16 protein-coding genes are annotated in these 17,458 nt (G+C 71.2%); 13 read left to right on the forward strand and 3 right to left on the reverse strand.

The features are described from left to right. Window positions 1-52: 52 nt before the first annotated feature. From aztB to JOF37_RS12555, 6 genes are all read left to right on the forward strand, one after another. Window positions 53-925 carry a zinc ABC transporter permease AztB gene (aztB, locus tag JOF37_RS12530; RefSeq protein ID WP_210007120.1) on the forward strand — a complete coding sequence of 291 codons (873 nt, stop codon included), beginning with the start codon at window positions 53-55 and terminating at the stop codon, window positions 923-925. Continuing rightward, on the forward strand, window positions 922-2,157 hold the full coding sequence (locus JOF37_RS12535) for a hypothetical protein (protein WP_210007121.1): 1,236 nt from the start codon (window positions 922-924) through the stop codon (window positions 2,155-2,157). Before aztB ends, JOF37_RS12535 begins: the two co-directional genes overlap by 4 nt. Further along, complete coding sequence (locus tag JOF37_RS12540) at window positions 2,154-3,056, forward strand: metal ABC transporter substrate-binding protein (RefSeq protein ID WP_210007122.1); 903 nt, start codon at window positions 2,154-2,156, stop codon at window positions 3,054-3,056. Before JOF37_RS12535 ends, JOF37_RS12540 begins: the two co-directional genes overlap by 4 nt. 29 nt (window positions 3,057-3,085) lie before the next feature. Further along, the gene (gene aztD, locus JOF37_RS12545; protein WP_210007123.1) at window positions 3,086-4,261 is read left to right on the forward strand and encodes a zinc metallochaperone AztD; all 1,176 of its coding nucleotides are present in this window, start codon (window positions 3,086-3,088) and stop codon (window positions 4,259-4,261) included. Window positions 4,262-4,393: 132 nt separating this feature from the next. After that, window positions 4,394-5,224 carry a hypothetical protein gene (locus tag JOF37_RS12550; RefSeq protein ID WP_210007124.1) on the forward strand — a complete coding sequence of 277 codons (831 nt, stop codon included), beginning with the start codon at window positions 4,394-4,396 and terminating at the stop codon, window positions 5,222-5,224. 54 nt (window positions 5,225-5,278) lie between these two features. After that, entirely contained in the window at window positions 5,279-6,748 is a 1,470-nt protein-coding gene (locus JOF37_RS12555; RefSeq protein ID WP_271175081.1) for an MFS transporter, read from the forward strand. An 89-nt stretch (window positions 6,749-6,837) separates the two neighbouring features. Here JOF37_RS12555 and JOF37_RS12560 read toward each other — a convergent pair whose 3' ends face one another. The 3 genes from JOF37_RS12560 to JOF37_RS12570 are packed head-to-tail and all read right to left on the reverse strand — an operon-like array spanning window position 6,838 to window position 9,631. Further along, complete coding sequence (locus JOF37_RS12560) at window positions 6,838-7,701, reverse strand: DUF4097 family beta strand repeat-containing protein (protein ID WP_210007125.1); 864 nt, start codon at window positions 7,699-7,701, stop codon at window positions 6,838-6,840. Beyond that, complete coding sequence (locus tag JOF37_RS12565) at window positions 7,698-8,375, reverse strand: response regulator (protein WP_210007126.1); 678 nt, start codon at window positions 8,373-8,375, stop codon at window positions 7,698-7,700. Before JOF37_RS12565 ends, JOF37_RS12560 begins: the two co-directional genes overlap by 4 nt. Further along, complete coding sequence (locus tag JOF37_RS12570) at window positions 8,363-9,631, reverse strand: sensor histidine kinase (protein WP_210007127.1); 1,269 nt, start codon at window positions 9,629-9,631, stop codon at window positions 8,363-8,365. Before JOF37_RS12570 ends, JOF37_RS12565 begins: the two co-directional genes overlap by 13 nt. Window positions 9,632-9,750: 119 nt before the next feature. Here JOF37_RS12570 and JOF37_RS12575 point away from each other — a divergent pair, with 119 nt between their 5' ends. From JOF37_RS12575 to JOF37_RS12605, 7 genes are all read left to right on the forward strand, one after another. Continuing rightward, the gene (locus JOF37_RS12575) at window positions 9,751-10,554 is read left to right on the forward strand and encodes a Cof-type HAD-IIB family hydrolase (RefSeq protein ID WP_210007128.1); all 804 of its coding nucleotides are present in this window, start codon (window positions 9,751-9,753) and stop codon (window positions 10,552-10,554) included. Between the two features lie 54 nt (window positions 10,555-10,608). Beyond that, window positions 10,609-11,439, forward strand: a complete 831-nt coding sequence (locus JOF37_RS12580; protein ID WP_210007129.1) for an aldo/keto reductase — start codon at window positions 10,609-10,611, stop codon at window positions 11,437-11,439. Between the two features lie 25 nt (window positions 11,440-11,464). Then, complete coding sequence (locus tag JOF37_RS12585; protein ID WP_210007130.1) at window positions 11,465-13,528, forward strand: S9 family peptidase; 2,064 nt, start codon at window positions 11,465-11,467, stop codon at window positions 13,526-13,528. A 91-nt stretch (window positions 13,529-13,619) separates the two neighbouring features. Continuing rightward, a complete protein-coding gene (locus tag JOF37_RS12590) occupies window positions 13,620-14,669 on the forward strand; it encodes a siderophore ABC transporter substrate-binding protein (protein WP_210007131.1) in 1,050 nt (349 codons plus the stop codon). Window positions 14,670-14,716: 47 nt separating this feature from the next. Further along, window positions 14,717-15,688, forward strand: a complete 972-nt coding sequence (locus JOF37_RS12595; RefSeq protein WP_210007132.1) for an ABC transporter permease — start codon at window positions 14,717-14,719, stop codon at window positions 15,686-15,688. Beyond that, window positions 15,681-16,697 (forward strand): iron chelate uptake ABC transporter family permease subunit, encoded by a 1,017-nt coding sequence (locus tag JOF37_RS12600; protein ID WP_210007133.1) that lies wholly within the window; start codon window positions 15,681-15,683, stop codon window positions 16,695-16,697. The genes JOF37_RS12595 and JOF37_RS12600 overlap by 8 nt, the downstream gene beginning before the upstream one ends. Then, window positions 16,694-17,452 carry an iron ABC transporter ATP-binding protein gene (locus tag JOF37_RS12605; RefSeq protein WP_210007134.1) on the forward strand — a complete coding sequence of 253 codons (759 nt, stop codon included), beginning with the start codon at window positions 16,694-16,696 and terminating at the stop codon, window positions 17,450-17,452. The genes JOF37_RS12600 and JOF37_RS12605 overlap by 4 nt, the downstream gene beginning before the upstream one ends. Window positions 17,453-17,458 lie beyond the last annotated feature (6 nt).

Below are 17,458 nucleotides of genomic sequence, written 5' to 3' on the forward strand. Positions count from 1 at the left end.
CTCGATTATTGCAAATGAAAACGGTTCTCAAAGTCATGTACAGTCGTCGATCGTGTCCCTCCTGCTCGATCCGTTCTCCGTCGCGTTCGTCCAGCGTGCCCTGCTCGGCGGCGCCCTCGTGGCGATCGTCTGCGGCATCGTCGGCACCTGGGTCGTCCTGCGCGGGATGGCGTTCCTCGGCGAGGCGATGGCCCACGGCATGCTGCCCGGCGTCGCCGTGGCGACGCTCACGGGCTTCCCGCCGATGGTCGGGGCAGCGCTGAGCGCGGCCGTCATGTCCGTCGGTGTCGGCGCCCTGCAACGGCGCGGCCGGCTCTCGGCCGACACCAGCATCGGGCTGCTCTTCGTGGCCAGCCTGTCGCTCGGCGTCATCGTCATCTCGGCATCGAGGAGCTTCGCCACCGATGCCTCCGCCATCCTCTTCGGCGAGATCCTCGCCATCGGGACGGGTGATCTCGCGGCCCTCGCTGTGGCGCTGCTCGTCACCGTCGTCGTCGCCACGCTCGGTCACCGCTCGTTCGTCGCGCTCACCGTCGACCCGCGTCAGGCGCAGCTGCTCGGCCTCCGCCCGCGAGCGGCCCATTTCGTGCTGGTCGGGCTCGTGACGCTCGCCGTCGTCTCCGCCTACCAGGCCGTCGGATCGCTCCTGGTCGTCGGGATGCTGCTCGGGCCCGCCGTGGCCGCCGGACGCTGGACCCGCCGGATCGTGCCCACGATGGCGCTCGCCGCCGTCATCGGCACGCTTTCGGTCGCCGTCGGCCTGCTGCTGTCGTGGCATCTGGCGACCGCGGCCGGCGCCACCGTCGCCTTCACCGCAATCTGCTCGGGCGCCCTCTCGACCGGCCTGCACGCCCTGGTCTTCGCCGTGCGCCGTCGCGTCGCCCCCGTCTCCGTCATCCCGAACACCCCGGAAAGGACCGCATGACCCCCCGTGCACCTCTCGCCCTCATCGCCGTGACCGCCGGCGCCCTGCTGCTGGCCGGTTGCCAGGCCACCCCCGCCGCCGACGCCGGCGCGACCCCGGACCCCGACTCGACGGCGCTCGGCGACGGCCACGGCGCGATCGCCGGTGCCCGCGAGCTCGCCGAGCCTGCGCTGCACCTGACGAGCATCGCGGCCGACGGCACCGTTCACCACCTCGACCTGATCGACGAGCAGTCCGAGACGCTCGGGCAGATCGCCCCGGCCGACGCGCTCGACAGCGAGGGGCGCTTCCTCTTCGCCGGTCGCGAGGGCGAGGTGTCGATCGTCGACAGCGGCGTGTGGACGTGGAATCACATCGACCACTTCCACTACTACGAGGCGCCCGCGCGTCTGCTCGGCGAGCTGGAGGGCTCCGGCACGCCGCGCACGGTGACGAGCGACCTGGGTGCCGGCGTCTTCTTCGACGACGGCGAGAGCGGCGGCGAGGCCGTGCTGCTCGACTTCGAGGCGTTGAAGCAGGGCGAGATCGTCGAGAGCTTCCGACTCGAGCTCGACGCGCCCGGGGCATTCGTCGTGCCGCTGCCGCAGGGCGCTCTCGTCGCCGATCCCGTCGCCGGCGAGCTGCGCCACGTCGATGCCGTCGGCGAGGAGCAGGAGACGGTGGCCTGCGTGGAGCCGTCCGGATCGATCGCGACGAACGTCGGCGTCGTCGTCGGGTGCGCCGACGGTGCCGTGCTCGCCCTGACCGACGGCGAGGGCACGACGTTCGAGCGCATCGCCTACCCGGCCGACGCGCCTACTCGCGCGGTGACCTTCTCGGCTCGTGAGGGGCGCCCCACCGTCGCCGGTCGCACCGACGGTTCGCACTTCTGGCTGCTCGACACGCGCAACCGGTCATGGGCCGTGCACGACGCCGGTGAGCCCATCGTCCGTGTCACCGCGGTCGACGACGCCGACGAGACGGTGGTGGCGCTCGCCGCCGACGGCTCCGTCCTCGTCCTCTCGGGCGCGTCCGGCGAGGTCATCGCCCGTAGCGCGCCCCTCGTGGCCGCCTCCCTCGCCGACCCGGCCCTCGCCGGGGGCGTCGACCTGGTCGCCGACCAGCGCCGCACCTACCTCAACGGCCCCGCGGAGCGGACGCTGTTCGAGCTCGATCCGGCCGACGGCGCACGCGTGGCCCGCACGTTCACGACCGAGCACGAGCCGGTCCTGTTCACGGAGACGGGCCGATGAGGCGCGCCGCATCCGTCGTCGCCGTCCTCGTCGCCGGTGTGCTGTCGCTCGCCGCGTGCAGCGGACCCGGCGACGATCGCCCCACCGTCGTCGTGACGACGAACATCCTCGGTGACATCGTCGAGACGCTCGCCGGGGACGAGCTCGAGGTCGTCACCTTCATGCCCCGCGACGCCGATCCGCACTCGTTCGAGCTGTCGGCGCGGGATGCCGCGACGATGCGCGCCGCCGATCTCGTGGTCTCGAACGGTCTCGGCCTCGAGGAGGGGGTGCAGCACCACGTCGACGCGTCGGACGCTGACGGCGTCGCCCAGTTCGTCGCCGGCGACCACGTCGAGGAACTCGGCTACCTCGATTCGGATGCCGTCGACCCGCACTTCTGGACCGACCCCACGCAGACGGCGCGCGTCGTCGAGGCGCTCGCGCCCGTGCTCGCCGAGCTGGCCGGTGGCGACGCGGCCTCGGTGACGGATGCCGCTGCCGCGTACCTCGACGGGCTCGAGGCCGTCGATGCGGACTTCGCCGCGGGACTCGGGGCGATCCCCGCCGAGCACCGGGCTCTCGTGACGAACCATCACGTGTTCGGTTACCTGGCCCGCCGGTACGACGTCCGCATCCTCGGTGCCGCGGTCCCCGGCGGCACGACGCTCGCCGCGCCCAGCGCTTCGGACCTGCAAGAGCTCGTCGATGCGATCGACGCCGCGGGGGTTCAGACGATCTTCGCCGACTCGTCTCAGCCCGACCGGCTCATGCGCGTGCTCGCCGACGAGGCGGGTCGCGATGTGGCGGTCGTCCCGCTGCTGACGGAGTCGCTGGCGCCGATCGGACAACCCGGCGACACCTACCTCGACATGATGCGCGAGAACCTGCAGCGCATCTCCGACGGCCTCACCCGATGAGGCATTTCCCTGGAAAGGAACAACACCCCATGAAGAGAACCCTGCAGATCGGTGCCCTCGTCGGCGCCGCGGCCCTGGTGCTGGCGGGATGCTCGTCGTCGCCGGCGCCGGCATCGAGCCCGTCCGCCGAGGCCACCGCGGCCGCCGAGGGCCCCCGCGTGGCACTCGGCTACGAAGGCGGCGTGCTCGTGCTCGGCGGCGAAGAGCTCGAGGTGCTCGGCGACTTCGAGTCCGAGGACTTCATCCGCCTCAACTCCGCCGGTGACGGTCGTCACGTGATGGTCACGACCTCCGAGGGCTTCCAGCTGCTCGACGTCCAGAAGCCCGAGCTCACCGACCTGCTCGTTCCCGCCGCGACCGCCGGCCACGTGGTCGTCCACGGCGGCAAGACGGTGCTGTACGACGACGCGACGAGCGACACGACGATCTTCGACACGGCCGACCTCGCCGCGCTCGACGGCTCGCTGCCCGACGCGGAGGTGCTGCCGGGCGTGGAGGCGCACCACGGCGTCTCGGTCGAGCTCGAGGACGGCACCCTGCTGACCACGGTCGGCGGCGAGAGCGGCCGTACCGGCATCCGCGTCCTCGACGCCGAGCGCAACGAGATCGGCGTCAACGCCGAGTGCCCCGGTGTGCACGGTGAGGGCACCGCCGAGGGCGAGCGCGTCGTCTTCGGCTGCGAGAACGGTGTCCTCATCTACGCGGACGGCGAGATCACCAAGGTCAGCTCGCCCGACACGTACGGACGCATCGGCAACGCCTACGTCGCCGAGAACAGCCCGCTCGTCGTGATGGACTACAAGGACGACCCCGACGCCGAGGGCTACCTGCTGCGCAACATCGCCCTGGTCGACACCGAGGCCGAGACGCTGACGAAGGTCGCGCTGCCCGACGGCGTCGAGTACACCTTCCGCGGCGTCGCTCGCGGCCCCGCCGGCGAAGCGGTGCTCATCGGCACCGACGGCTCGCTGCACTGGATCGACCCGGCCTCGGGCGAGATCACGAAGTCGCTTCCCGTCATCGACGCGTGGGAGGGTCCGGCCGAGTGGCAGGCTCCGCACCCCGCGGTGAAGGTCGCGGGCGACATCGCCTACGTCACCGACCCGGCCAACAGCCAGCTCGTGGCCGTCGACCTCACCTCGGGCGAGGTCGTCCAGACCGTCGAGCTGCCGCAGGTCCCGAACGAGATCGCCGCGGTCTCCTGACCCCCGCCGCCGCATCCGTCCTCCGCGATCCCGCTTCCCTGCGGATCCCGGAGACGGATGCGGCGGCCTCGCCGTTCCCGGCGCGAGCATGGCCGCATCGCCCGCGTCGGGACCGGCGGCTAGCCTGAACCCGTGCCGGCCGTCACCACTCCGCAGCGGACGTACCGCTACCTGCGGCTGACTCTCGCCGGCGCCCCCGTCGCCCTGCTGCTGGCGGTCGCGTTCGCGATACCGGATGTCGGGGTGCTGCCCACAGTCAGCCATTACTTCTACACCCCCGCCCGCACCGTCTTCTCGGCCTCGCTCGTCGCCGCGGCCGCCTGTCTGCTCGCGCTGTCGGGCCGCGGCCCGGCACGCGTGCTGCTCGACCTCGCTGCGCTGCTCGCCCCGCTCGTCGCCATCGTCCCGACACCGGTCGCGGCGGGCGAGGTGCCCGGGCTCATCGTCGAGTGCGCCGCGCCGTGCGTTCCGTCGCCCTTCGCCGACGACCTCGGCAACGCCCTGCTCACCTACCTCGTCATGGCCGCGATCGTCGTCGTCGTCGGGGTGGTCCTCGCGCTGCGCGGCGACGTGGCGCTGCGGGCGGTCGCTCCCACTCTCGCCATCGCGGTCGTCGTCCTCGCGGCGGTGTCGGGGGTGTGGGCACTGGCTCCCGGGGCCCTCGTCGCGTATGTGCACCTCGTCGCCGCATTCGCCTTCTTCGGACTCATCGCGGCCGTCGCCCTGGTCGAGGCGCTGCGCCCGTCGCCCGAGCATCCGCCGCGCCCGGCGGTGCGTCGCGCCTACCTCGTCATCGCCGTCGCCCTCCCGGTCGACCTGATCGCGACCGTCGCGCTCGGCGCGGGCACCGACGCACCGGTCGTGTTCGTCGGCGAGGTCATCGCCCTGCTGCTGTTCGTCGCGTTCTGGCTGCTGCAGACGGTGCAGAAGTGGTCGGTGCCCGATCCGTCGCTGCGGGGCTGACGGTGTTCCCGACCGGTCTTCTGAGTGTCGGCGGCGAGGTCTAATCTTCGCTGCATGACCGGTGAACCGCTCAGCGCGACGGAGCGAACGCGCATGCGTGCCTTCTTCCAGGTGCTGGGCAACACCCTCGTGGCGAACGTGACCTCGAGCTTCCTGTGGTTCGCCCTCACGTTCTGGGCCTATCTCGAAACCGAGAACGTGCTGGCGACCTCGATCATCGGCGGCTCGTACATGCTGCTGGTCGCCGCCTTCGGCGTCGTGTTCGGCGCGCTCGTGGATCACATGAAGAAGAAGGCCGTGATGGTGCTCTCGAGCGCCATCACCCTCGGCACCTACCTCGGAGCGGGGGCGGTATACCTCGCGTTCCCCGAGTCGCAGCTGATCGATTGGGGCCGGCCCTGGTTCTGGTGCTTCGCCGGGCTGATCCTCATCGGCGGCGTGGTGGAGAACCTCCGCAACATTGCGCTGTCGACGACGGTCACCCTCCTTGTCCCGGCCGATCGTCGCGACCGGGCGAACGGGCTCGTCGGCACCGTGCAGGGCGTCGCCTTCATGGTGACGAGCGTCTTCTCCGGCCTCTCGGTCGGCCTGCTCGGGATGGGATGGACGGTGGTCATCGCCGTCGTGGCGACGGCGGTCGCCCTGACCCACCTGCTGTTCGTGACCATCCCCGAGCGCGGGATCGTGTCGAGCGGCGACACGGCCACACCGGCGCTGACCTTCCGAGGCGTGATCCCCGCCGTGCGGCGGGTGCCAGGGCTGCTCGCCCTCATCCTGTTCACGACCATCAACAATCTGGTCGGCGGCGTCTTCATGGCGCTCATGGACCCCTACGGGCTGACCCTGTTCAGCGTCGAGATCTGGGGCGTCGTCCTGGCGGTGACCGGGACGGGCTTCATCGTGGGCGGCGCGCTCGTCGCGGCGCGCGGTCTGGGTCCCAACCCGGTGCGGACGCTGCTGCTGGTCAACGTCGGTGTCGCAGTGCTCGGCATGACCTTCGCGATTCGCGAGTGGTGGTGGCTGTACGCGCTCGGCATCTTCGTCTTCATGATGATCATGCCGATCGCCGAGGCGGCCGAGCAGACGATCATCCAGCGCGTGGTCCCCTTCCACACGCAAGGACGCGTGTTCGGTTTCGCCGCGTCCGTCGAGTCCGCCGCATCACCGATCTCGGCGTACCTGATCGGCCCCATCGCGCAGTTCGGTCTGATCCCGTTCATGCGCACGGACGCCGGCGAGCGCAGCTTCGGCTGGCTTCTCGGCGGGGGAGAGGCCCGCGGCATCGCGCTCGCGTTCGTCGCCGCGAGCGCCGTGCTGCTCGTTCTCGTCCTCGTGGCGTTCGCGTCGCCGCAGTACCGCCGCCTCTCGCGCGCTTACGCGGAAGCGACACCGCCCGAGCCGGACCGCGACGATGCCGGCGGAGCTGCCCAGACGCAAGAAGGGCCGGCCGACTCAGAATCGTCGACCGGCCCTGTCATCCCTTGCACCAGAGATCACACCGCGCAGTTGGGGGGAACTGCGTGAAACGAAGTTATAACGGACAGATAACGCCCCGCAATCGGAACGGGGTTCTCATCGAACCCGCATAGGGATCTTCCAGCATCAGCGTGAGCTCAGCCGATGCCGGGGCGCAGGCTCACGGAGCCCGCGGACACCCGCACATCGACGCGGTGGGAAGACGTGGAGTCCTCGGTCAGCCCGCTCGTGAAGCTGCCGGCATCCCGCCGCGCTTCGACCGCGTAGCTACCGCGCGGCAGCGTCAGATCGACGGCGCCCGCCTCGGCGTCGACGGTGACGGATGCCGGCGGGGTTCCCGTCAGCGAACCCGACACCCGTCCCGCGCTGAGCGAGACCGCGGCATCCGTCACTCCGTCGAGCTCGATCGACGCCCGTCCGGCCGACACCGTGGTCTCGAGCGTCGTCGCCGAGCCGACCGCGTCGAGCGATCCCGCGTCGACGCGCAGGTCGAGCGCACCGAAGTCGCCCTCGACCCGCATCTGCCCGGCACCGACCTGCAGCTGGGCGTCGACACCGGCGAGGTCCTGGGGCAGCACGAGCGTGGCCCGCGAGGTGTCGCCCCACGTGTTCCAGCCGTTCCACCAGTCGCGGTCGGAGTCCACGACGAGCACGTCGTCGTTGCGGCCGAGCTCCCAGGCCTCGGCGCCCCGTACTCCGGTGACCGTCAGCGTCGCCTCGTCGACGTCGCCGAACGAGATCTCGACGTCGGCGGCCGACGTGTCGACCTCGAGCGCCGTCACGCCGCTCGTCGGGGCGGTCAGCGTCGACGTCTCGACGGCGCCGCTCGAGACGGTGGAGAGGACGCTCGTGCCCATCGCTCCCAGGATCAGCGCTCCGCCGCCCACCGCGGTGAGGATCGCGATGGCCCGTGCGCCGGGGGCGGGTCGCCGTCCGCCGGCGAGGGGTCGGTCGGTCGGCGGCGCGGGCGGGGTCGTCGGCGGGGTGAGTGTCGTGCTCATCGCACTGCTCCGTTCTGCGGCTGCGAGCCGCCGTGTTCGAGGTGGACGAGCGCGGCGAGCACGCGGCGGTTGCCGTGCTCGTCCTGCTCGAGGTCGAGCTTCTGGAAGAGCGAGGTGATGTACTTCTCGACGCTCGCTTCGCTGAGGAACATCGCGGCGGCGATCGCCTGGTTGCTGCGGCCCTCCGCGATCAGCGCGAGCACGGTGCGCTCGCGCTCGGTCAGGCGGGCGAGGCGCTCGTCGCGCGAACGCCGCGTCAGCAGCTGCGCGACGACCTCCGGGTCGAGGACGGTCGCGCCCTGCCCGATGCGCTCGACGGTGGCGACGAACTCCGCGACGTCGGCGACCCGGTCCTTCAGCAGGTACCCGAGCGCCGCCCCGTGCGAGGTGATGAGCTCGCTCGCGTAGCGCTCCTCGACGTACTGGCTGAGCACGAGGATGGGCAGCTCGGGATTCTCGGCGCGCAGGGCGAGCGCGGCGCGGATGCCCTCGTCGGTGAAGGTGGGCGGCAGTCGCACGTCGAGGATGCACAGGTCGGGCCGGCTGTCGGCGACGACCGTTCCCAGGCCGTCGGCGTGCGCGACCGCCGCGACGATGTCGTGACCGGAGTCGGCCAGCAGGCGCACAAGGCCCTCGCGCAGCAGCGCGGAGTCTTCGCAGATCAGGATGCGCACGGGACGCTCACCTCCAGGGCGGTGGGGCCGCCGGCGGGGCTGTCGAGGCGCGTCGTGCCTCCCGCGGCGGTGATGCGGTTGATGATGCCGTCGAGGCCGCCGCCGGCGATGACGCGAGCCCCGCCGACGCCGTTGTCCTCGACGCGCGCCCACAGGGTGTGGTCGTCGCGGTGGCGGACCACGACGCGGCATTCGGCGGCACGCGAGTGCTTCGCGGCGTTGGTCAGCGACTCGGCGATCGCGAAGTAGACGGCGGCCTCGGCGGTGCGGCTGCACCGCTCGTCGACGCGGACGTCGATGCTCACCGGCACGTGAGACCGGGCGGCGAGGGCCGACAACGCCGCATCCAGCCCCCGGTCGTCGAGCACCGAGGCGTGGATGCCGCGGGCGAGCTGGCGCAGCTCGGTGATGGCCGCCTTCGTCGAGGTGTGCGCCTCGGCGAGCAGCTGCTTGGCGGCATCCGGGTCATCGTCGATCTTCTGCTGTGCGAGCCCCAGGGTCATGCCCACCGAGACCAGGCGGGGCTGGACGCCGTCGTGCAGATCGCGCTCGATGCGCGTGCGCTCGACCTCGCTCGCGCGGACGGCGCCCTCGCGCTGCACACCGGCGGTGCGCGCCTCTTCGGCCAGCTGCGCCTCGCGCGAGGGCACGAGGACGGCCCGGACGAGGATGCCGTGCAGCAGGGCGATGCCCACGAGCAGGGCGGCCGAGATCACCACGGTCAGGGCGCCGGCGAGGACCGTTCCCTCGACCGGCACGCGCACCCACGTGTTCGCGATCGTCACGGGGCCGTTGGCGTAGAGCGGGCCGAACAGCAGCGCGACGCCCGCGGCGAGGAACGAGAAGAGCGTGACGGCGATGAGGCCGAGCACGGTCGAGATGGCCGCATGGGCGACACCGCGCCACATCTGTCCGTCGATGAACTGCAGCCAGACGGTGCGCAACCAGCCGCCGAAGCCGGGTCGGCCGCTGCTGCGCAGCGGGAGCGCCGGCAGGCCGAGGTCGTACAGTCCGTCGACGCGGGCGTACTCGAGCCAGCCCAGCAGCCACAGCCCGTAGACGAAGCCCAGCAGCAGCGGCAGGCCGATCCCGATCACGGGCACGAGCCCGAGGCCGGTGGCCATCAGGGTGAGAAGCACGGTGAACGCCGCGACACCGGCGAACCCGACGGCGACGAGTTGGGCCAGCGCGGCGAGTGGACGCAGCAGGCGCACGGAGCGCGAAGGCGGGGCTGGGGAATCGACGGCGGTGGTCATGCCTCCACGCTAGGACCGCCGCCCCTCGACCACAGGCGAGCCGGCCCGAGACTCGCGTTCGGGTTAACCCCCGGCCGGGCGCGCGGGCGGCGTCGAGCGCCGTCGGCCAGGATGGAACGATGAGTTCCCCCGACATCCGCCTCATCGCCGTCGACATGGACGGCACGCTCCTCGACGCGTCGGGACGCATTCCCGACGGCCTGTGGCGCCTGCTGCCGCGGCTGCGCGAACGGGGCATCGCCTTCGCTCCCGCCAGCGGTCGACAGCTCGCGACCCTGCAGCGACAGTTCGCGACGGCACCGGTCGAACTCGACTACATCGCCGAGAACGGGGCCTACGTCGTCCGGGACGGTGTCGAGGTCAGCTCGGATGCCGTCGCGCCCGAGTTCGCGTCGATCGTCATCGACCGGGTTCGCCGACTCGACCACCTCGACGTCGGGCTCGTGGTGTGCGGCAAGCGCTCCGCGTACATCGAGCGCGCCGACGACGCGTTTCACGCCGAGGCCGACAAGTACTACGCCCAGCTCGAGGTCGTCGACGACCTGACAGCGGTCGACGACCAGATCCTCAAGCTCGCGATCTTCGACTTCGCGGTCGCCGAGCACTCGGTGGCGCCCGAGATGCTGGATCTGCGGCAGACGCACCAGGTCGTGGTGTCGGGCCAGCACTGGGTCGACATCATGAACAGCGGCGTGAACAAGGGCCGTGCCCTGGCACGGCTGCAGGATGCGATGGGGATCGGGTCCGAGCAGACGATGGCGTTCGGCGATTACCTCAACGACCTCGAGCTGCTGCAGCAGGCCCGCTGGTCGTACGCCATGGCCGAGGCGCATCCGGATGTCGCCGCCGTCGCGCGCTACCGGGCGCCCTCGCACACCGAGGCCGGGGTGCTGACGGTGATCGAGGAGTTCCTCGCGCGCTGAGCGAGCTCGCGCAACCCCTGCCCGCCCGCATCCCGAGCGGCGTAGCGTGTGGGCATGGTCACGATCCCCACGGTCACGCTCAACGACGGCACCGATTTCCCCGAGCTCGGGCTCGGCACGTACAACCTGCGCGGCGCCGAGGGCGTCGATGCGATGGTCGCCGCGATCGACGCCGGCTACCGGCTGCTCGATTCGGCGGTCACCTACCAGAACGAGACCGAGGTCGGCGAGGCCGTGCGGCGCAGCGGCATCCGGGACGAGCTGATCATCACCACGAAGGTGCCCGGGCGCGACCACGGATTCGACGAGACGATCCGCAGCGCCGAGGGGTCGCTGTCGCGACTGGGCGTGGACCGCATCGACCTGTACCTGGTCCACTGGCCCAACCCCGCGCAGGGAAAGTACGTCGACACCTACCGGGCCATGCTCGCGCTGCGCGACGAGGGTCAGGTGTGCTCGGTGGGCGTGTCGAACTTCACCGAGCCGATGCTCGCGCGCCTGATCGACGAGACCGGGGTCGCGCCCGCGGTGAACCAGGTCGAGATGCACCCCTACTTCCCGCAGGCCGGTCTGCGGGCCTTCCACGCGGCGAACGGCATCCGCACCGAGAGCTGGAGCCCGCTCGCCCGCCGCAGCGAGCTGCTGGCCGAGCCGGTGATCGCCGACATCGCCGCAGCTCACGGCGTCACGGGCACGCAGGTGGTGCTGCGCTGGCACACCCTGCTGTCGTCGACGCCGATCCCGAAGTCCGCCGACCCCGCGCGCCAGCGCCAGAACGCCGACGTGTTCGATTTCGTGCTGACCGGCGAAGAGATCGCCGCCATCTCGGCGCTCGAGCGCGGCCGCCTGTGGGACGGTGACCCCGACACCCACGAGGAGATGTGATCGGAGCGGCCGATAGCGTGGAGGCATGACGACGACGCCGTTCGCATCCCTCGACGACTACTACGCTCTTCCCCGCATCGACGCGGCGGTCACCTCGCCCGATGGTGCGCGGGTCGTGCTGACGGTCGCGACCCTGACGAAGGACCGCACCGGATACGAGCGCTCGCTGTGGGTCGTCCCCGCCGACGGCACCGGAGCGCCGCGGCGTCTCACGCGGTCGACGACCGGCGAATCGGGAGCGGTGTTCACGTCGACCGGCGACCTGCTGTTCGTCTCGGCCCGCCCCGACAACGCCGCCGACGACGACGCCCCCGCGCAGCTGTGGCTGCTTCCCGCGGCCGGCGGCGAGGCCCGCCCGGTGACCCGGCTGGCCGGGGGAGTCGCCGGCGTGGCGACCGCCGCGGACTCCGACCGCATCGTCGTCGCGTCGTCGCTGCTGCCCGAGGCCACGACGATCGAGGCCGACGCCCGGCTGCGCGCCGAGCGGAAGAAGCTGAAGGTCACGGCGATCGTCCACGACACCTACCCGGTGCGGTACTGGGACCACGACCTCGGCCCGCACGAGCCGGCGCTGCTGTCGCTGGACCTGCGCGACCTCGCCGAGGCGCCCGCGGTCGTCGCCACCGCCGATGAAGCCGTCGAGGCCGTGTCGACGGGAGAGTCGGATGTCGCCGACGAGCCGTACCCGGCCGGTCTGCCGCGCCCCCGCATCCTGGTGCGCGGACGGGCGGCGTCCGCGGCGGGCATGGCGCTCACCCCCGACGGCGCGACCCTCGTCGTCGCGCTGCGCGAGCCGCAGGGACGCGACGCCCGCTTCCGTCTCGTCGCGATCGACACCGCCACGGCCGCCCAGCGCATCGTGCGCGACGAGGTCGATGTCGACCTCGAGACGCCCGTCGTCAGCCACGACGGCGCCCACGTCGCCTATGTCCGCACCGAGAAGTCGACTCCCGCGGGACCGGCCGACCAGGAGCTGTGGATCGACGCCCTCGACGGCTCCGACCCGCGACGCCTCGCCGCAGGCTGGGACCGCTGGCCCAGCAGCATCCGCTTCGCCCACGACGACGCGTCGCTCATCGTGACGGCCGATCACGACGGTCGCGGGCCGGTGTTCCGGGTGCCGGTGAACGGCGACCCGGTCGAGCAGCTCACGACCGACGACTTCGCGTACACGAATGTCGAGACGATCGCCGGGTCGAGCGATCTGACCGCGCTGCGCTCGAACTGGATGACGCCGCCGCATCCGGTGCGCGTCTCCGCGTCGGGCGTGACGCCCCTCGCGAGCCCCGCGCCGCTGCCCGCCACCGCGGCCGACATGGTCGAGGTCGAGACCACCGCCGACGACGGCGCTCGGGTGCGCGGCTGGCTCGTCCTGCCCGAGGGAGCGGATGCCGCCGCCCCCGCGCCGCTGCTGCTGTGGGTCCATGGTGGTCCGCTCAACAGCTGGAACGCCTGGAGCTGGCGGTGGAGCCCGCAGCTGGCCGCCGCCCGCGGCTACGCCGTGCTGCTGCCGGACCCCGCCCTGTCGACCGGCTACGGCCTCGACTTCATCGCTCGGGGATGGAACGCCTGGGGCGGCGCGCCGTACACCGATCTCATGGCGCTGACGGATGCCGTCGTCGCTCGCGACGACATCGACCAGACCCGCACGGCGGCGATGGGCGGCTCGTTCGGCGGCTACATGGCCAACTGGATCGCCGGGCACACCGACCGGTTCGACGCCATCGTGACCCACGCGAGCCTGTGGGCGTTCGACCAGTTCGCCGGAACGACCGACTTCGCGCCGTACTGGCAGAGCATCTTCACGCCCGAGGGTGCGATCGAGAACTCGCCGCACCGGTTCGTCCGCGACATCCGCACGCCCATGCTCGTGATCCACGGCGATCGCGACTACCGCGTGCCGATCGGCGAAGGCCTGCGCCTGTGGGCCGACCTCAACGAGCACCACGCCGCCGCGGACGGCACGAGCCCGCACCGGTTCCTGTACTACCCCGACGAGAACCACTGGATCCTCTCGCCCCAGAACGCCCGCGTCTGGTACGAGACGGTGTTCACGTTCCTCGAGGAGAACCTGCCCGCGAACCCGTAGCCGGGCGGCGTCGGAGCTGCGCGGCGTCGGAGGCGGGGTTGCGGGGGAGGCGGGGTTGCGGGGAAGCCTGGTAGGAAGGTTAGGCTTACCTATGCAGGATGCCCCCGCGTCGGCATCCGCTCCACTCGCACCGCACCAGGAGATACGTCACGTGACCCACCCGCTCGCCCGCACCCGTCGTCCCGCCCTCGTCTCGATCGCCCTCGTGGCAGCCCTCGGGCTGGCCGGATGCGCCTCGACCCCGAGCCCCGCCGCGGAGCAGGCCGCGGCCGCACCCACGACCGTCACCGTGACCGACAACCACGGTGAGATCGAGGTGCCGGTCGCGCCCGAGCGCGTCGTCGCCCTCGACAACACCACCTTCCAGACGCTGAGCGACTGGGACATCGAGCTCGTGGCCGCCCCCAAGCCGCTGATGTACGACCTCTGGCCCAACCTCTCGGGGGGCGACGACGTGCTGGATGTGGGACTGCACCGCGAGCCCGACCTCGAGGCGGTCATCTCGGCGCAGCCCGACCTCATCGTCGGCGGATACCGGTTCCGCGAGATCTACGACGACCTGAAGTCCATCCAGCCCGCGACCATCGAGACGAGCCCGCGCGACGGCGAGGAGCAGATCGCCGAGCTCAAGCGGCAGGTCGAGATCCTGGGTCAGGTCTTCGACCGCGAAGAGGATGCCGCCGAGCTGGCCGACGCGCTCGACCGGGCCGTCGCCGACGCGAAGGCCGCGTACAACGGCACCGACACCGTCGTGGGTCTCATCACCTCGGGCGGGAAGATCGCCTTCGCAGCCCCCGGTGAGGGCCGCGGCGTCGGGGCGGTGTTCCCGACCCTGGGTCTGGTTCCCGGCATCGATCGCGGTGCGGAGAACGCGTCGCACGGCGACGACATCAGCGTCGAGGCCATCGCCGCAGCCAACCCCGAGTGGCTCATCGTGCTCGACCGCGACGCGATGTTCGGCGAGGACGGCTACGTCGCGGCGAAGGAGCTCGTCGAAGGCTCCGAGGCGCTGAAGAACGTGCCCGCCGTTCAGAAGGGTCAGGTCGTCTACCTCGACCCGAGCTTCTACCTCGACGAGGGCATCCAGGCTTACACCCAGCTGTACACCGACATCGCGACGGCCTTCGCCGCCGCCGACTGATCACCCGCGGTGCCCCGGCCGCTAGCGCCGGGGCACCGCGCCGCGTCATGACGACCCTCACCGCTCCTTCCCGCCTTCGGCAGCGCCTCGCGCTTCCGGCCGCGGCGCTCGCCGTCGTCGCTCTCGTCGTGTGCTCGCTCTTCGTCGGCGTCTACGACCTGCGCGCCGGCGACCTCGGCGCCGAGATGCTCTGGATCACCCGCGTGCCCCGCACCGTCGCCCTCGTGCTGGCCGGCTGCGCGATGGCCGTCTCGGGGCTCGTGATGCAGCTGCTCACCCAGAACCGTTTCGTCGAGCCCACGACCACGGGCACGACGGAATGGGCCGCCCTCGGGCTGCTCGTCGCGGTGCTGCTCATGCCCGAGTCGCCGCTCATCGTTCGCATGACCTTCGCGAGCGTCGCCGCCTTCGCGGGCACACTGGTGTTCCTGGCGATCCTCCGCCGCATCCGACTGCGTTCGTCGCTCATCGTGCCCCTCATCGGCATCATGCTCGGCGCCGTCGTGTCCTCGTTCACGACGTACCTCGCGGTCAGCACGAACGCGTTGCAGATGCTCGGCACGTGGTTCCTGGGCAGCTTCACCTCGGTCGTACGCGGCCGCTACGAAGTGCTGTGGATCGTGGGTGTCGTCGTCGTCCTCGTCGCGCTGTTCGCCAATCGCCTGACCGCCGCGAGCCTGGGGCAGGACGTCGCGACGACGCTCGGCGTCGACTACGACCGCGTGCTGCTGCTCGGCACCGCGCTGGTGGCCGTCGCGACCGGCGTCACCACCGTCGTCGTCGGCTTCCTGCCGTTCCTCGGCCTCATCGTCCCGAACCTGATCTCGATGTGGCGGGGTGACAATCTGCGCGCCAACCTGCCGTGGGTGTGTCTCGGCGGCGTGGCCATCATCGTCGCGTGCGACATCGTCGGTCGCGTCATCCGGATGCCGTTCGAGGTTCCCGTCTCGATGATCCTGGGCGTCCTCGGCGCCGCCGTGTTCATCACCCTGCTCCTGCGGCAGCGAGCGCATGGCTGACGTCGTCACCGTCGTCCGCGCACCGGCCGCGGACGCCGCCCGACCGCCGCGGGTGTGGCTGCGGTTCGTCGTCCTGGGCGTCGTCGTCGCGGCGGCCGCGGTGCTGCTGCTCACGTGGAGCATCCCGCTCGATCCCGCGCAGCGGGGGTACTGGCTCGCGGTCGAGCTGCGCCTGACGACCGTCGCCACTGTTGCGATCGTCGCGTGCTGCCAGGCCGTGGCGACCGTGCTGTTCCACACCGCGACCGGCAACCGCATCCTCACCCCCTCGATCATGGGATTCGACGCCCTCTACGTCGTGATGCAGACGGCGCTGGTGTTCTTCTTCGGGGGAGCGGCCCTCTCGGCGACCGACGGTCTGGCGAAGGTCGCCTTGCAGAGCGCCCTCATGGTCGGTTTCGCGACGCTGCTGTACGGCTGGCTCTTCGCCGGCAAGCGCGGCAACCTCCACATCATGCTGCTGATCGGCATCGTGCTCGGGGTGGGCTTCGGCTCGCTCTCGAGCGTCATGCAGCGCCTGCTGACCCCGAGCGACTTCGATCTGCTCTCGGCGCGGCTGTTCGGAAATCTGAGCAACTCGAACCCCGAATACCTGCCGTGGGCTGCCGGGATCGTCGGCATCGTCCTCGCGATCGTCTGGCGGCGTCGACGCCGGCTCGACGTGCTGACGCTCGGTCGCGAGACGGCGATCAACCTCGGTCTGGCATACAAGCGCGAGGTCACGGTGCTCCTCGTCCTCGTCGCGGTGCTCATCTCGGTCTCGACCACGCTCGTCGGGCCGCTGACCTTCCTCGGCTTCATCGTCGCGACGCTGGCCTACCAGCTCGCGGGCTCATCGCGCCATGCCGTCATCCTGCCCTTCGCGGTGCTGCTGGGCATGGCGACCCTGCTCGCCGGCTCCTTCGTGATGCGCCACGTGTTCTACGCGGCCGGGATGCTGACGGTGATCATCGAGTTCGCCGGGGGCCTGTTCTTCATCGTCTACCTGTTGCGAAAGGGCTCGCTGTGATCACCCTCACCGACGTCACGAAGACCTACGGCGGACTGCGCGTCCTCGGGCCGGTCGACCTGCACATCCCCGCGGGCGGCGTCACGGCACTCGTCGGTCCGAACGGCGCGGGCAAGTCGACGCTGCTGACGATCGTCGGCCGCCTGACCGAGCCGACCACCGGCACGGTCACCGTCGGCGGCCTCGACGTCGCGCGCACGCCGAGCCGCGACCTCGCGCGGGTCGTCTCGATCCTGCGCCAGGAGAATCACTTCGTCACCCGGCTCACGGTGCGCGACCTCGTCGGATTCGGACGGTTCCCGCACTCGGGCGGGCGCCTCAACGCCCTCGACCGGCGTCACGTCGATGAGGCGCTGCGCTTCCTCGACCTCGACGACCTCGCGCACCGCTACCTCGATCAGCTCTCGGGCGGCCAGCGCCAGCGCGCCTACGTCGCGATGGTCCTCGCACAGGACACCGAGTGCATCCTGCTCGACGAGCCGCTCAACAACCTCGACATGAAGCACGCCGTGGCGATGATGCGCCAGCTGCGGCGGGCGGCCGACGAGCTGGGGAAGACCGTGGTCGTCGTCATCCACGACATCAACTTCGCCGCGGCGTACGCCGATCGCATCGTCGCGCTCACCGGCGGCGCGGTCGCGTGCGCCGGCACACCCGCCGAGATCATGCGGCCCGAAGTGCTCGAGCCGGTGTTCCAGACGCCGATCGAGATCCGCGACGACGGCGCCTACCCGCTCGCGGTCTACTTCCGCTGATCACCG

Source organism: Microbacterium imperiale (assembly GCF_017876655.1).
GTDB lineage: Bacteria > Actinomycetota > Actinomycetes > Actinomycetales > Microbacteriaceae > Microbacterium > Microbacterium imperiale.

What these genes read in the sequence shown, in the direction of transcription:
- JOF37_RS12580 (WP_210007129.1), top strand. Translation starts at nt 10,609, where the DNA reads ATGGTCACGATCCCCACGGTCACGCTCAACGACGGCACCGATTTCCCC.
- JOF37_RS12590 (WP_210007131.1), top strand. Translation starts at nt 13,620, where the DNA reads ATGCAGGATGCCCCCGCGTCGGCATCCGCTCCACTCGCACCGCACCAG.
- aztD (WP_210007123.1), top strand. Translation starts at nt 3,086, where the DNA reads ATGAAGAGAACCCTGCAGATCGGTGCCCTCGTCGGCGCCGCGGCCCTG.
- JOF37_RS12535 (WP_210007121.1), top strand. Translation starts at nt 922, where the DNA reads ATGACCCCCCGTGCACCTCTCGCCCTCATCGCCGTGACCGCCGGCGCC.
- JOF37_RS12600 (WP_210007133.1), top strand. Translation starts at nt 15,681, where the DNA reads ATGGCTGACGTCGTCACCGTCGTCCGCGCACCGGCCGCGGACGCCGCC.
- JOF37_RS12570 (WP_210007127.1), bottom strand. Translation starts at nt 9,631, where the DNA reads ATGACCACCGCCGTCGATTCCCCAGCCCCGCCTTCGCGCTCCGTGCGC.
- JOF37_RS12595 (WP_210007132.1), top strand. Translation starts at nt 14,717, where the DNA reads ATGACGACCCTCACCGCTCCTTCCCGCCTTCGGCAGCGCCTCGCGCTT.
- JOF37_RS12540 (WP_210007122.1), top strand. Translation starts at nt 2,154, where the DNA reads ATGAGGCGCGCCGCATCCGTCGTCGCCGTCCTCGTCGCCGGTGTGCTG.
- JOF37_RS12555 (WP_271175081.1), top strand. Translation starts at nt 5,279, where the DNA reads ATGACCGGTGAACCGCTCAGCGCGACGGAGCGAACGCGCATGCGTGCC.
- JOF37_RS12560 (WP_210007125.1), bottom strand. Translation starts at nt 7,701, where the DNA reads ATGAGCACGACACTCACCCCGCCGACGACCCCGCCCGCGCCGCCGACC.
- JOF37_RS12585 (WP_210007130.1), top strand. Translation starts at nt 11,465, where the DNA reads ATGACGACGACGCCGTTCGCATCCCTCGACGACTACTACGCTCTTCCC.
- JOF37_RS12575 (WP_210007128.1), top strand. Translation starts at nt 9,751, where the DNA reads ATGAGTTCCCCCGACATCCGCCTCATCGCCGTCGACATGGACGGCACG.